Source organism: Neoasaia chiangmaiensis, assembly GCF_002005465.1.
Taxonomy (GTDB): Bacteria; Pseudomonadota; Alphaproteobacteria; order Acetobacterales; family Acetobacteraceae; genus Neoasaia; species Neoasaia chiangmaiensis.
In genome coordinates, this window is record NZ_CP014691.1 from 1,119,300 (window position 1) to 1,132,763 (window position 13,464).

The following is a 13,464-nucleotide window of genomic DNA, read 5'->3' on the forward strand; positions in this document are numbered from 1 at the left end:
CACGCCCCGAGAGACGTGGCGCAGCGTTGTCAGTCGTTGTTCTTCGGTGCGGTTTCCGTGATCTGATAGGTCAGCACGACATGATTGTCATGATTCGGTTGGGTGGCTACCGGCTGGATCTGACTGCCGATATTGTGCTTTTTGTAGACCGCCTGCATCGCTGTCTCATCAGCCGTCACCGCCTCAGTGGAGATCGGTGAACCCGGCCGCAGCTTTGTGGCCGCCTGCAACTCCGGCGTCGGCACCTTGCTGTTACCGACGAAATTGATCTGGTCGACCACAAGAGCCGCAGCCGCCGGCGCCGCATTCGGTGCCATCTCCTGAATGGTGACATAGAGCTGGATGGTCTTCCCGACGAATCTTTCGCGTTCGCCGAACTTCGCTCCGACATTCTTGTCCTTGTAGAGCGCCATGACCTGCTGAATGCCAGCATCCAGCTGATTGCGCGTCACCGTATCGCCGACGTGATAGGGCAGCGCCGCCATGATGGCATCCGTGGAAATCTGCTGATTGCCGGATACCTTGAGAACCTTCAGCGTCAGCGGCGTATCCGCCGCCGGCGCCGCCGCAGCGGCATGTGCCCGCGTCAGCACAGTTTCCGTCACGACAGAACCGGACAGGCAACCAACAGCCAATGCGACCGTCATGAGGCGACGGGAAAAGAAAGGGAAACGAGCCAAGAAACGATCTCCAGCCGAAAAAGTCCGACACCAGTTTCGTTTATCTGTGTGCCGATAACCAACGCCACGCATTCCGCACGTTTTTCCAAAAAATTTCAACAACCGTTCCGCTCGCCTATTCAACTTCGTGGCTATTGACCCGGCGAGACGACCGGCTTCCTGCGCAATGCATCTCACGCATAATTATTTTGTCATTACTTATCAATCTGGATACCGCAAGAATAGAAAAAAATTAATACAGACTCATTTTATCTTCTGCGATATTTGACTTATACAGGATGTTTCCGCAGAACGCGCCTTCCTTCAGATAACGACGAGAGAAATATTGTCTATCGCCGCCGACCGCCTTTCGACCAGCCAAATCCGGAGAAATGTTTCGGGAATCTCGCTCAGGAAGGGCTTGCTTCTGTGCAGCATCGCGATGTCATTCGGATTACCCGCCGCAGCTGTCGCGCAGACATCCGGAGGCGGCGCAACACCCACGACAGGCGCTGGCGCCGGCTCAAGTGCAGCCAGTGGCAATAGTGCAAGCGCACCGGGCCTGAGCAAATCGACGCAGACACAGACGGCATCCATCGAGGATCCAGGGCCGTTCTTCGCCGCGCCGATGGGTGCGACACATTTCTTCGGCGACTGGGGCGGCATTCAGCCATGGTTGCAGAAGCACGGCATTCATCTGCTGGCCGCCATCAACGAGGAATTCGCCGGCAATGTCACCGGCGGCAAGGAACGCGCCTATTCCGACGCAGGACAGGTCGGCGCGGAACTGGATATCGACTGGGGCATGCTGGCCGGCATCAGGAATTTCTGGACGCATATGCTGGTCGTGAACGGCCACGGCCAGAATGTCAGCCGCAATTTCGGCGATTCCATCGCCGGCGTGCAGGAAATCTACGGCGCTCGCGGTAACGTGGTCGCCCATCTCGTGTCGATGTATGGCGAATATGCCTTCTTCCACAACCGCATCGACATCAGCGCCGGGGACATTCCGGTCGGCAGTTTCTTTGCCGCGTCCCCCCTGTTCTGCGATTTCATGAACGTCGCCATCTGCGGCAACCCCGCGCCCAACAAATACACACCGGGCAACCGCGACTGGCCGTCCGGCAATATCGGCGCCGTCATCCGTGTCATGCCCACTGCCCACACCTACATCATGGGCGGCCTCTTCGCCGTCAGCCCACATGCCTATAACGGCGGCATCTCCGGTTGGTCACTCGGTCAGGACGGGCTGGGAAAACTCTCGACGCCGGTCGAAATCGGCTGGATGCCGACCTTCGGCAAGAAGAAGCTCGTCGGCCATTACAAGCTGGGCTATTCGTACGACAACTCGCAATACGACAACCTCTATGAAGACAAGAACGGCGAGTCCTATCAGGCAACCGGGCTGCCCGCGCGAAAGCAGGCCGGGATGAACAGCACCTGGATCATCTTGGACCAGATGCTGATCCGCAATGGCGCGGGCCAGACGAACGGCCTGATCGCCTTCGCCGGCGCCATGTATACGGACGGCAAGACCGTCGCCATGCGCGATCATGAATGGGCTGGCTTCGTCGAGAGCGGTCAGCCATGGGGACGCCCGCTGGATACGATCGGCGTTATGTATCAGCATTTCGACATGAGTCATACTGTCGCGTTGCAACAGGAAGCATCGCAGGCGCTTGGCGTGCCCTATATCTCCAATCAATGGGGCAACGTTTACGGCGTGCAATCGCACGAAAACACATACGAACTGTTCTATAGCGCCCATGTCGCGCGGGCGATGGCGATCCAGCCGGATTTTCAATACATCCAGCGGCCCGGCGCCACGACGACATTCAAGGATGCCGCCGTTCTGGGCGTCCAGTTCACAGTCGTGCTCTAGAAAAAGAGGCGGTCCTTTCCAGGACCGCCTCAGTCGAAATCAGAACGTCACACCCGTTTCGAGATCGAGCAGCAACGCGTTCTTGTAACGGTTGGTCCCCCCAGGATGCCAGATATACTGCACGCCGGGGCGGATCGTCAGCCATGGCGATGGACGCCATCCATAGTTAATCTCGCCCGCATGCTCACCACTCGGCTTCAGCAAACCGGGATAGCCCGCACCTTGTAGCGCACCCACGTAGTTCGTCAGCTTCGGATTGAGGAAGTTGAACTTGCCGCCGATACTGAATGTGTCATTCGGCCGGCTCGGGAAAGTTCCCTTCCGCACAACGCCCCATGTCACGAAATAAGGTGAGATGGCTGTGCGTGGATCGCCCCAGATGAATGACATGAACGCAACGGTCGAGCGATTGGGATCCTTCGCGTCGCGCTGCAACATCTGGTCACCCTCGAACCAGCCGCCGTAACGCCCTCGAATCTTCTCGATCGGCAAATTACCGAGATCGACATGCGCCGTCTCGAAACCAGCCAGTTGGCCAAACACATTATTGACCTCGGACGTATCCCAGTAACCGCCAATCTTGAAGTTCGTCGGCAGTTTTCCCTCGGTATCCGTACCGCCGAGATGCCAGCCGATCTGGAACGGCAGATAGACGCCCGTGGTGTGATGCAGGCCAAGCTTCCAGGCATAACCGGTATTGGAAATCGTCGGATCGACATTATAGATGCCTGCGGACACCAGCATCCTGTCGTTACCGAACGGGAACAGCTTGATGAACGCGCCCGGATGCGCTGTCGGATAATAACCGTAGCCTGCGTTACTTGCCAAAGCCTGCGGCATACCGCAGATCGCATTGGATTCGAACTGGCAATACAGGTTCATGCCCCAGTGCATGGTCGATTGCGCGAAATCGTTTTCGGTGTTGATCCAGCCGATTTCGCTATCGACATAACGACCGAACTGCTTTTCCAGCGACAGCCGCGTGAAGCGGATCGTCTCGCCGGAGCCATAGATTTCCTGCGGACTGTTCAGCGCCGGCAACTGCCGCGCGATGCCCGCCCCCGCGCGCTCCGTCAACAGGACGTGGAAGACGCCGATGTCGTGCCCGGTCAACTGCGCGAAGTTGATATCCGCGCCGATCCCGACCTCATGCGCATAACGGACGGTCTTCCCTCGTCCACCCACCGGATTACCCGCCGAATCCTGCAGATAATGTCCCTGCAGCGCGATACCCATGTTCTGAAGACGCGTGCGCAGGCCGCCCCAATCGCCCGTCATCGTGCCCTGCTTGAGCCAGTCGGTGAAGCTGGCGGGGAAAAACGGCTCCGGCGGCGGCGGTGGCGGCGGGGCCTTGGGTTCGCCGAGGCTCACCGGCGAGCGGTCATAGGGATCACCGAACTGCATCGGCGGGTTCTTCGGCGTGGCGTTGGTCGGTTCTGCTTGGCCGGTAGCCTGTTCCCGCGTTGGCGTTGGAGCCAGATTCTCCGTCGGGCTGACAGCCTGCGCCCAGGATTGCGCAACAGGCAGAAGCCCCGTGGTCGCCAAGACAAAACCTAGTCGGAACAAGCGTTTCCGCATCAAATCATTGTCTCCTCACCGGATGCAACACGCGGGAGACGCGCCGACCCGCAATATTTGACATAAATCAAATCACGGCACGGTTAATGACCAGATATTAATTCAAGTCAACGACGAAACGACCCGCCGCCGTCATTCTTCACATTGCCGTGCCCATTTTGCAGCGATCGGCAGGAGGACCACGACCGCAGCGAACGCTGCCAGCGCAAGCAGGAACAAATCGCGCCACAGACCGACATATGCAGCAGCGCCGTGTCCCGGCGTGGCCGTCGCAATATTGGCGATCACACTGCCCACATACATCGCAAGAGCCCATACCAGATAGAGCGAACCCATCATGAAACCGCTCAGCCGCGCGGGCACGTAGCGCGCGATCACCGCCAACCCAAGCCCCATCGTCAGCAGTTCGGCAACGGAGGTGAATCCGTAGCCGACGACCATCACCCATGGCGATACCAGCCCGACCGCCGCGGCAGCGGCCCGCCACCAGATGAAGAAACCGATGACGACCAGCGAGAAGCCGATCGCCATCTTGTTCGCCAGAGACAGGTCCCGTCCACGCTGCCCCAAACGATCATACAGAAACGCCAGAACGGGGCTGGCCGCCATGATCCAGAGAGAATTGAGCGCCTGAAACTGACCGGCGCTCCAGTGGAAAAGCCGCATCGGACCAATGCGGAAATCGCCGTCCACGGCACGCAGCGCAAAAAGTGTCAGGGATGTCTGCTGCTGCTGATAGAAAAGCGCGTAAACCATCGTCTCCAGACACAGCAGATAAGCCAGCCGCAAACCCGGCCGCTCCCTGCCCGGTATCCGCCGATAAAGCGCGATCCAGCCGATCGCGATGCCCGCCGCCGCCAGCCAGATGGAAAGTCGCGCCAATGCAGCATTGCTAAGGATGACGATCGTCACGGCGACGCAGGCAAGTGCGCCGCCGCTCACGAGCGCGAGCGCGCGTCGGTTGACCGGCGCCAGATCGAGATGTCCGCCGACCCCCTTCAGCCACGGTGCGCGCCATGCGTAATAGATCAGGCCCAGCACCAGCCCCAGCGCGCACGCCATGAATGCCGCACCCGGTCCGTAGCGATCCTGAAGCCACGGCGTCAGCAGCATCGACACAGTCGATCCTACGTTGACGGACATGTAATAGATGGTGAAGGCGGCATCGACTTCCGCGTCGTCGCCTTCGTAAATGCGCCGGACGAGGTTGCCCGCATTGGGCTTGAACAGGCCGTTACCGGTCGCAATCACGGCCATCGCCAGATAGAGCAGTGTTCTGCTCTGATCCGCGATCCCCAACATCATGTAGCCCAGGGCCAGTGCGACGGCGCCACCGACCATCGACCGTCGAGAGCCGAGCAGCCGGTCCCCCACCATGCCGCCCAACACCGGCGTGACATAGGTCATTGCCGAGAAGGCGCCGATCATCAGATTGGCATCGTAATCCTGCAAGCCCAGACGGGAGACGAGATAGATCGTCAGCACCGCCTGCATGCCGTAGAAGCCGAAGCGTTCCCACAATTCGATCGCCAGCACGACCGTGAAGGACTGTCGCCGCGTCGCGTTTCGGGCGGGCAGAGTGAGGGCAGTCATTAAAGTTTCGGCTCACAAACAACGGAGGGGAACATGCCCCTAGCATGTCCTCCCCGGCATCTACAGCCCTGTCCAGACACCCGAAATCAACATCGCCTGGTAACAGAGCACGATCAGCGCCGCGACGCTGATCATCGCGCAGACCACCCCGACCACCTCCCGCGTGAAAAACAGGCGCCAGCGCGCCACACGTCGGGACGATGTCGGCACGTTATGCCTCCTGCGCGGTGGCATCCGCGTGCTGTTTGGCCAGAAATTCTTCCAGCGCCGGATCAACCTTGCCGATCTCGACCCGTAGCGTCACATACAGATCACCGGCCTTGTGCTGCCCATGTTCGGCCACGCCGCGACCGCCCAGACGCAGAACCGTCCCGCTGTCGGAGTGGCGCGGCACCTTCATCGTGACCGGCCCCTTCGGCGTGGGCACGGTGAGCTTGCCACCGAGGATCGCCGTCCGGAAGCCGACCGGCACCGTCGCGCGAAGGTTACGCCCCTCACGCGTGTACATCGAACTGGGCGAAACCTGGATCGTAATCAAGGCATCCCCCGCCGGCCCGGCCTCACCACTCGCCGACTGGCGGCCCGGCGCGCCCTTGCCCGCCAGTCGCAGGCTCTGCCCGTCTTCGATGCCTGCCGGAATCCTGACTTCGACCGAACCCGCCTCGGGCAGCGTCACGCGTGTCGTCGTGCCCAGAACGGAATCCTCGAAAGACACGGTCAGGGAATACGAACGGTCCGCCCCACGTGCGGGACGTCGCCGACCGGCCGTACCGCCCGGATGGAAGTCACCGCTGAAACCGCCCCCGCCGAACATATCGGAGAAGAACGCGCCCAGATCCTCCTGCGAGAATTCGGCGCCGCCATGTCCGCCGAACCCGCCCGGTCCACCGCGAAAGCCGCCGCCCGGACCGAAAGGTCCGCGCTCGTTGCCCTCCGCATCGATCTCGCCGCGGTCGAAACGCGCGCGCTTCTCCTTGTCGCCAAGAAGATTATAGGCCGAACTGACCGCCTTGAACTTCTCTTCCGCGCTCTTGTTATTCGGATTGTGATCGGGGTGATATTGTTTTGCCAGTTTGCGATACGCGCTGCGAATTTCCTTGTCGCTTGCGCCGCGCGCCAAACCGAGCGCCGCATAAGGATCGCTCACGCCATCGTCTCCTTCATTCTGGTATCAGGATAATTCATCATGCCGCCTTATGTCGTAAGGGAAGGCAATCGAATCAAGCGTCTTCACCGAGAGAAAGCTTTGGCCAGAATGCTTTGTTTGGCCGCATCGATCGGCAGATTGGTATCGCGCAGGGCCTGCCCCTGCCAGCCGGCACCCATCGCCACGTAGAGATCGACCGCGTCGCGCAGACGCGCCGTCCGGGCTACGGCTTCCCGATCCTGCGCGCCCAGCATCGTACGTTGCGTCGTCAGAACATTAAGATAATCCGTCAGACCGGCAGCATACAGACGCCGCGCCCGATCCGCAGCCTGCTCGCTCTCGATCGAGGCGCGATGGAGTTCCTGCACGAAATTGTCGTCGTCCTGCCATGCCGTCATGGAGTCCTCGACTTCCTTGAAGGCCTTCAGGATAGTGCGCCGATAGTTCAGGCGGCTTGCTTCGGCATGGGCGCGGGCCTCCACGACCTGCGACGTGAACCGCCCGCCATGCATGACCGGCAGGGAGGCCAGCATCATGAAGGACCAGCTCATCGCACCGACCTGAAACGCCTGATACAGCGCCGACGCGTTCGGATTGAAATTCAGCGGGATCGTGAAATGCGGATAAAGCTGCGCGACCGCCACGCCGATACGCGCCGTGTCCTCGGCATACATCCGCTCCGCCTGCCGAATATCCGGTCGGTTCGCCACGACGATCGACGGTAGCGCCGAAGGAAAGCGCGGCATATCCGGCAGGATCACCCCGCCATGCGGATCGGCCGGAACCCGCTCCAGCTCCTGCTCGAGATCGCCGGGCATATCGCCAAGCAGGACACCGATCGTATGCGCGATCTTGTTCAGCTGCGTATGCAGGGGCTCCAGTGTCGCTTTCTCGCTGTCGCGCTCGGCCAGCGCCTGCGCCGTCTGTAGCGTGTTGCCGACGCCTTCCAGATAGAGCTTCTGCGTCAGGTCGACTTCATTCTGCGCATTCCGCACATTGGCTTCGGCAATGGCAAGGCGAAGCTGCGTGCCACGCAGGGCCATGTAATCGCCCGCCAGTTCCGACAGCAACGTCACCAGGGTCGCGCGACGTGCCTCGATGGTCGCGTCGATACCGCGTTCCGTCGCCTCCACCTCACGACGGATGCGCCCAAAGGCATCGATTTCCCAACTCGCGCGCGCACCATAGGTCAGGATCGACGCTTCCGGCCGGTTTGCCGGGTTACCGGGGCGCAGCGGCCAGTTATCGACATTGATGGAGTAACGCCCGTCACCACCGCCGGCATTGACATCCAGCTGCGGGTACCAGGCCGAAGCCGCTTCCTCGCGCGTTGCGCGCTCGGCGATGATGTGCTGGTCGGCGATCAACAGATCATAGTTACCCTTGAGCGCCAGCGTCACGAGCCGGTTCAGCAATGGATCGTGAAACTGCCCCCACCACTCTTTCATCTCCGCTTCGGTGCGCTCGATCTCGGCCGCCGTCGCCGGGTGCGGCGTCTCGGCGAAGGCGTCCGGCAGTTTCATGCGATCGGGCGTGTAGTTGGGCCCGACCGTGCATCCCGCAAGCAGGCTGGCGCTCGCCAGCAGCGCCAGAGCGCGTTTTCCGAATCCGCCCATATCAGAGATGATCTTGCAGCCAGGACGTCAGCTTGCCGCGCTGCCCACGTGGCGGCGTGCCGACCGTCACCGTGCACGTCATGCCAGCAGCCAGAATGACTTCCGGCGGCACGCGATCGAGATGGATACGCACGGGAATACGCTGCGCCAGACGAACCCAGGTAAAGATCGGATTGACATCCTGCAGGCCCAGCCTGTCCCCCACGCCGTTCTGGTCGTTGATACCGCGCGCGATGGATACGACATGCGCCGGAATGATCTCCCGGTATCCCATCAGCTTGACGCGCGCCACGTCGCCGACATGGATGCCCCACATCTTCGTTTCTTCGAAGTAGCCGTTGATCCAGTAGCTGTTGGCATCGATCACCGCCATGCGTGACTCGCCGGCATGCGCATAATCGCCGACGCGCAGGTTAAGGTTGGTGACATAACCATCCACCGGTGAATAGACGATCGAACGTTGCAGGTTCAGCCGCGCCGTATCCAGCGCCGCCTTGGCGGCATTCACCGCATCGACCTGTGTTTCCACATTCGAGTTGTAGATTTCCTGCTCTTCCGCCGAGACGATACCGTTCAGTCCCATGCGACGCTTCGCATCATTCCGGCGGAGCTTGAGATCCTCCTCCACACTCGCCAGCCGCGCTTCCGACTCCCGGATGGCCAGGCGAAAGCGCATCGGATCCAGAACGAAGAGCGGGTCGCCGCGATGAACGTAGTCGTTGTCATGCACCGGCACGCTCACCACCGTGCCCGACACTTCCGGCGCAGCATCCACGACATAGACGCGAACGCGCCCGTCGCGCGTCCAGGGCGCAATCATGTAGGTTTCCCACAAGGTGAAACCAAGCAGGATCGCCACGCCCAGAACCGCCAGGGTGAGGATGATCCGAATAAGCGTACGAGTCAGGAGCATGCTTGAATTCTCCCTCCTGAAAGCAGTGGAAGAACAATCGATGCTGTCATAACGCGCCCGATATCAGACATAGAGGATCATCAAGCAGAGAACGCTGACATAAAGCGCCACTTCGAAAAGCGCGACATGCCAGAACCATTCGATCGCGCCCGTGCGCCACAGCACGAATCGCAGAAGCAGGGTCACGGGAATGGCCAGAACGGCATAAACCGCGATCGGCGCAACAAAGACGCCGAAGAGGTTGAATTCCGCCAGCATCAGCGCGCCATCTGCAGGGAAATAATGGAGACGGTTATAGCGGAAAGCCGTCGACCGATTCGGTCGCCACAATCTTCATGCGAAGAACAGGCAGCAACCGCTCGATCTCGATGCGTATCGGCATTGTTATGGATACCGATGTCCACGCGGGGATTGGCGCACATACCCTTTCCGGTTCATCTCGACGTCAGCGAACCACGACGCCGACTGACCGGAACTGTCATAAATCAAGCGGCGTGCCGTGACCAGCCATGGAACGCACGCCAATTAAAGTGATTTTTAAAGTATAGCTTACCGGCGCATGAAAATATTGCGAAGTCCGCCCGCCGCCTTGCGACCGGTGAAACGACCGATCGGCCCGAACAGAATGCCGGTCAGCGTCGAGATGGCAACCGCCTGCTTGAATTCAATGAACTTCCGGTCGCGTCGCACCTTCGCTTCGAACTCGACAGGATCGGCCACGCGTCGCGTTCCCAGCAGCCCGAAGATAATCACGAAAAGCAGATCGAGGCCCAGAACACTACACGCCGAACCAAGGGCGTTGAAATGCAACACATCCAGGGCAAACGCCCACAGAACGCCATGGACGGAAACCAGCGCGAACAGTCCGAAAACGGCAGCAATCAGGAAGTAGGCGACACGTCTTGCGATACGCGTTGCCTGGCGCTTCATGACCAGACCCTGCGCCTGCAGTGCTTCCTGGCCGAGATCGATGACCTTCATGGGATGTCGTTTGCCTTTTCATTGTGGCCGGCCGGTCACAATGCATCGAAATGCGATGAAACCCGTTCGAAACGATTGTTCCATCGCATTTTCAAGTGTCGTGAACGGGGTCGGGGCCCTGATGTCGTTTTATCCGGGCCGCATACTAAACGGAAAAGGACCTATTTGGACAGACGGCCCGCAATAAAGCCGATCACGCTCGAAATCAGGATCGCCGCGATCGGCTGCGCCCGAACGCGGGTCGTCACATTGCTCACCTGATGGTCGCGCAGCTCCCGCGCGCTGGCGACCGCATGGTCGGCGCGGTCCGCTGCTTCCAGGAGGGCCGGATTGATGCGCTCGGTCAGCAGTTGCTCCAGCTGCGCTTTCAGGCTGTCGAGCTGTTCCTGCGTCGTCTTCGATGCGCTATCCACCGTCTTCCTGATTTCGTGACCCATTTTATCTGTCTCCTGTTCGCGGAAATACCCGCATTGACATACGAACGGTTCAACGTCGCATCGACCATCGAGGTTTCATGTCCGTAACGCCGCTGCTTTCCCTGGACGACGTTCTCCCGACGAGCCACGGCCCTGGCTGCACGCTGCGGGTGCCCCCCGGCGCGCCCGTCGCGCTTTTCGGCACGGACGCCCGGCTGTTGTCCCGCCTGCTGGACATGGTCGCGGGGCATGCCACACCCCTGCGCGGCCGCATCGTTCTCGATGGTGACGATATCACCCACCGCAGGCCGGAGGACCGTCCGATCGGCCTCGTCAGCGCACGCGATCCGCTGTTCGATCATCTGAACGTGCGCGCCAACGTCGCTTTCCCCCTGCGGGCACGTCGCGCCGCACCATCGGACATCGCGGCCACGACGGCGCGAACGCTGGCGCTGACGGGTCTCGACGCTCTCGCCGAAAAATCTCCCCGCGACCTCTCGCCCGAAGAAGCCTTCCGCGTCCGCCTGGCGCGTGTGCTGGCCTATGCCCCGCGCCTCCTGCTTTTCGACAACCCGCTGGAGAAACTGAACGGCGCCGCCGCGCGACGTATCGTCACGCTCCTCGCCACGCTCGGCCGCGCACTGAAACTCACGATGGTCTGCGCCGTCACCCAGCGCGCGGAAGCATTGCGCCTCGGCGATCGCATCGCCGTCATGGACGCCGCCACCGTGCTGCAATGCGACCGGGCGGCAACCCTGCTCGACCGCCCGGAAGATGACCGCGTCGCCCTGCTTTTCGGCGAGGCGAACGTCCTGCCGGGTCGTGTTCTCGACGTCACGGACGATATCGCCGAAATCCGCCTGGCCAATGGCGCACATGTGGAAGCCATCGCCACCGACGGACTGGAAAACGACGCATTATGCACCGTCTGCATCCGTCCGGACCGGATCGCGCCGCATTTCGGCACGACGATTCTGGGCGGGGATGACGAACACCCCCTGATCGGAACGTTACAGGACATCACCCATCTCGGCGATCACATGCGCTTCAAGCTGCGCCTGGAAGATGGCGCGGAAATCGAACTCCGTCGACCGCCGATGCAGAACCTGCGCGGGGTCGCCATCGGCACCAGAGCGCAATTGGCCTGGCCGGCGGGACAAGCAACAGCCTTTCCGTTGAGGGAAGATTCATACTAGGCTGTCATGCCGTTTCGCTTCATCCCCACCCCGCCCGACCGGAAAGCCATATCACCTGTTCGCCGCGCACGCCTTGATCTCTCGTATCGCACGCTCCGCATACGCACGCGCCGTGGCGATCAACGTGCTTTCGCTCGCGGCGGCTTCGTTGAACCCGGCGGATGCCGCGCACACCCACCGCCATGCCCGGCCCGCCCATCATAACGCCTCCGCGACACGATCGAATAACGGCCCCGTCGTCGCTGTCCTGCCCGGCGTTCTCGACGCCAACGCACTGGCCATGCCCGATCAGCCGTTCACCCTGCGAAGCTGGGACGGCACGGTCGAAACCCTGCGCAAGCGCGCCTTGATACGCTCCCCCAGCTGGAGCGCCATCATGATCGACAACACCCTGCTGCAAAGCGCGTGTCGTGACGGTCTGGTGCAGATGCTGCCCGCGCCCTCCGCACCAAGCACGTCGCCGTCGCCCTGCGGCATCCCGGCCGGGCAGAACAGCATCGTGCTGGCCTGGGACCAGCGCCGCGCGACAGTCGCGCCGAACTGGGGCGACTTCTGGGACGTCGCCCGCCACCCCGGCAAACGCGGCCTGCGCCTCGATCCACGCTCCACCCTCGAAATCGCCCTGCTGGCGGACGGCGTGCCCGCCAGTGGCGTCTACGCCACCCTTTCGACCGCCGATGGCGTCGATCGCGCCTTCCGCAAACTCGACCAGCTGCGCCCCTACATCGTCTGGTGGCGGACGCCCGAGGACGCCGCGCGCATCATGGACAACGGCAGCGCCCTGATGACCAGCACACCCGCCGACGAACTCGCCGGCGCGGAACGCAAGTCCGGCTTCGCGGCACAGTGGCATCAGAGCCTGCGACAAAACCTGTCCTGGGCCGTCCCGCACAACGTGCCGGACGCGGACGCCCGTCGCGTGACAGGCATCCTGCGCGAGCAGAACCCGCATCATGACGATGCCCCGGACAACACGACGCCGGACAGCGGAAGCCTGACGATCGACGACGGCTTCTGGACAAATCATCTCGACGATCTCGAAAGCCGGTTCCAGACCTGGTTCAACGCCAAACCATGACCATTGCCGCAGACCTTTTCGCCATCGCCGGCGTCATCGCCGCCGGCATTCCCGCCTTTCTCGTCCGTTACCGTCTCCCCACGTTCATCCTGCCCCTCATATTGCTCTTCCTGATCCCCGGCCTCGTCGTGGCATGGATGCTGGCACGCGACCCCGCAACGGCGATGATACCGGCCAGGGCGTTCTGGGAAGGCGTGCTGATCGCCCCCGCCTGCTTCCTGCCGCTCATCATCAAACTGCGCCACATCGATCCACAACTGGCCCGGACCGGCGCGGGACTGGGCGCCGGCCCCTCGGCGCGCCTCAGGCTGATCTGGCTCCCCCTTCTTGGGCCGTCCGCCGGCGTCACCACGCTGTTGACAGCCCTTTTGATCGTCCTGCTTCATTGGGTGCGAATTTAAGGTC

At 61.5% G+C, this 13,464-nt stretch carries 14 protein-coding genes; 4 read left to right on the forward strand and 10 right to left on the reverse strand.

Translation table 11 applies throughout. The features are described from left to right. Positions 1–29: 29 nt before the first annotated feature. On the reverse strand, positions 30–680 hold the full coding sequence (locus A0U93_RS05335; protein WP_169852699.1) for a POTRA domain-containing protein: 651 nt from the start codon (positions 678–680) through the stop codon (positions 30–32). A 421-nt stretch (positions 681–1,101) separates the two neighbouring features. Between A0U93_RS05335 and A0U93_RS05340 the strand changes: the two genes are divergently transcribed. Next, the gene (locus A0U93_RS05340; RefSeq protein WP_077806436.1) at positions 1,102–2,541 is read left to right on the forward strand and encodes a carbohydrate porin; all 1,440 of its coding nucleotides are present in this window, start codon (positions 1,102–1,104) and stop codon (positions 2,539–2,541) included. A 39-nt stretch (positions 2,542–2,580) separates the two neighbouring features. On the opposite strand, the gene A0U93_RS05345 is transcribed toward A0U93_RS05340, so the two are convergent. The 9 genes from A0U93_RS05345 to A0U93_RS05380 all read right to left on the reverse strand — a co-directional run bounded on the left by A0U93_RS05345 (position 2,581) and on the right by A0U93_RS05380 (position 10,806). Then, the gene (locus tag A0U93_RS05345; RefSeq protein WP_371862870.1) at positions 2,581–4,086 is read right to left on the reverse strand and encodes a carbohydrate porin; all 1,506 of its coding nucleotides are present in this window, start codon (positions 4,084–4,086) and stop codon (positions 2,581–2,583) included. A gap of 165 nt (positions 4,087–4,251) precedes the next feature. After that, on the reverse strand, positions 4,252–5,712 hold the full coding sequence (locus A0U93_RS05350) for a peptide MFS transporter (RefSeq protein ID WP_077806437.1): 1,461 nt from the start codon (positions 5,710–5,712) through the stop codon (positions 4,252–4,254). 60 nt (positions 5,713–5,772) lie between these two features. Then, entirely contained in the window at positions 5,773–5,922 is a 150-nt protein-coding gene (locus tag A0U93_RS16370; RefSeq protein ID WP_169852700.1) for a hypothetical protein, read from the reverse strand. A 1-nt stretch (position 5,923) separates the two neighbouring features. After that, positions 5,924–6,859 carry a DnaJ C-terminal domain-containing protein gene (locus A0U93_RS05355; RefSeq protein ID WP_077806438.1) on the reverse strand — a complete coding sequence of 312 codons (936 nt, stop codon included), beginning with the start codon at positions 6,857–6,859 and terminating at the stop codon, positions 5,924–5,926. Positions 6,860–6,942: 83 nt separating this feature from the next. Next, positions 6,943–8,475, reverse strand: coding sequence for an efflux transporter outer membrane subunit (locus tag A0U93_RS05360; RefSeq protein ID WP_077806439.1), 1,533 nt, complete (start codon positions 8,473–8,475; stop codon positions 6,943–6,945). Between the two features lies 1 nt (position 8,476). Further along, positions 8,477–9,388, reverse strand: a complete 912-nt coding sequence (locus A0U93_RS05365; RefSeq protein ID WP_077806440.1) for a biotin/lipoyl-binding protein — start codon at positions 9,386–9,388, stop codon at positions 8,477–8,479. Positions 9,389–9,451: 63 nt separating this feature from the next. Then, entirely contained in the window at positions 9,452–9,646 is a 195-nt protein-coding gene (locus A0U93_RS05370) for a DUF1656 domain-containing protein (RefSeq protein WP_077808347.1), read from the reverse strand. 291 nt (positions 9,647–9,937) lie between these two features. Then, on the reverse strand, positions 9,938–10,369 hold the full coding sequence (locus A0U93_RS05375; RefSeq protein ID WP_077806441.1) for a phage holin family protein: 432 nt from the start codon (positions 10,367–10,369) through the stop codon (positions 9,938–9,940). A gap of 161 nt (positions 10,370–10,530) precedes the next feature. Further along, entirely contained in the window at positions 10,531–10,806 is a 276-nt protein-coding gene (locus A0U93_RS05380; RefSeq protein WP_077806442.1) for a hypothetical protein, read from the reverse strand. Positions 10,807–10,883: 77 nt separating this feature from the next. On the opposite strand from A0U93_RS05380, the gene A0U93_RS05385 reads away from it, so the two are divergent. From A0U93_RS05385 to A0U93_RS05395, 3 genes are all read left to right on the forward strand, one after another. Continuing rightward, positions 10,884–11,981: an ABC transporter ATP-binding protein gene (locus A0U93_RS05385; protein WP_077806443.1), complete on the forward strand. Its 1,098-nt coding sequence runs from the start codon at positions 10,884–10,886 to the stop codon at positions 11,979–11,981. A gap of 73 nt (positions 11,982–12,054) precedes the next feature. Continuing rightward, the gene (locus A0U93_RS05390; protein WP_077806444.1) at positions 12,055–13,059 is read left to right on the forward strand and encodes an extracellular solute-binding protein; all 1,005 of its coding nucleotides are present in this window, start codon (positions 12,055–12,057) and stop codon (positions 13,057–13,059) included. Further along, the gene (locus A0U93_RS05395) at positions 13,056–13,460 is read left to right on the forward strand and encodes a hypothetical protein (protein ID WP_077806445.1); all 405 of its coding nucleotides are present in this window, start codon (positions 13,056–13,058) and stop codon (positions 13,458–13,460) included. Before A0U93_RS05390 ends, A0U93_RS05395 begins: the two co-directional genes overlap by 4 nt. Positions 13,461–13,464 lie beyond the last annotated feature (4 nt).

What these genes read in the sequence shown, in the direction of transcription:
- A0U93_RS05365 (WP_077806440.1), bottom strand. Translation starts at nt 9,388, where the DNA reads ATGCTCCTGACTCGTACGCTTATTCGGATCATCCTCACCCTGGCGGTT.
- A0U93_RS05360 (WP_077806439.1), bottom strand. Translation starts at nt 8,475, where the DNA reads ATGGGCGGATTCGGAAAACGCGCTCTGGCGCTGCTGGCGAGCGCCAGC.
- A0U93_RS05395 (WP_077806445.1), top strand. Translation starts at nt 13,056, where the DNA reads ATGACCATTGCCGCAGACCTTTTCGCCATCGCCGGCGTCATCGCCGCC.
- A0U93_RS05375 (WP_077806441.1), bottom strand. Translation starts at nt 10,369, where the DNA reads ATGAAGGTCATCGATCTCGGCCAGGAAGCACTGCAGGCGCAGGGTCTG.
- A0U93_RS05385 (WP_077806443.1), top strand. Translation starts at nt 10,884, where the DNA reads ATGTCCGTAACGCCGCTGCTTTCCCTGGACGACGTTCTCCCGACGAGC.
- A0U93_RS05340 (WP_077806436.1), top strand. Translation starts at nt 1,102, where the DNA reads ATGTCATTCGGATTACCCGCCGCAGCTGTCGCGCAGACATCCGGAGGC.
- A0U93_RS05350 (WP_077806437.1), bottom strand. Translation starts at nt 5,712, where the DNA reads ATGACTGCCCTCACTCTGCCCGCCCGAAACGCGACGCGGCGACAGTCC.
- A0U93_RS05370 (WP_077808347.1), bottom strand. Translation starts at nt 9,646, where the DNA reads ATGCTGGCGGAATTCAACCTCTTCGGCGTCTTTGTTGCGCCGATCGCG.
- A0U93_RS05380 (WP_077806442.1), bottom strand. Translation starts at nt 10,806, where the DNA reads ATGGGTCACGAAATCAGGAAGACGGTGGATAGCGCATCGAAGACGACG.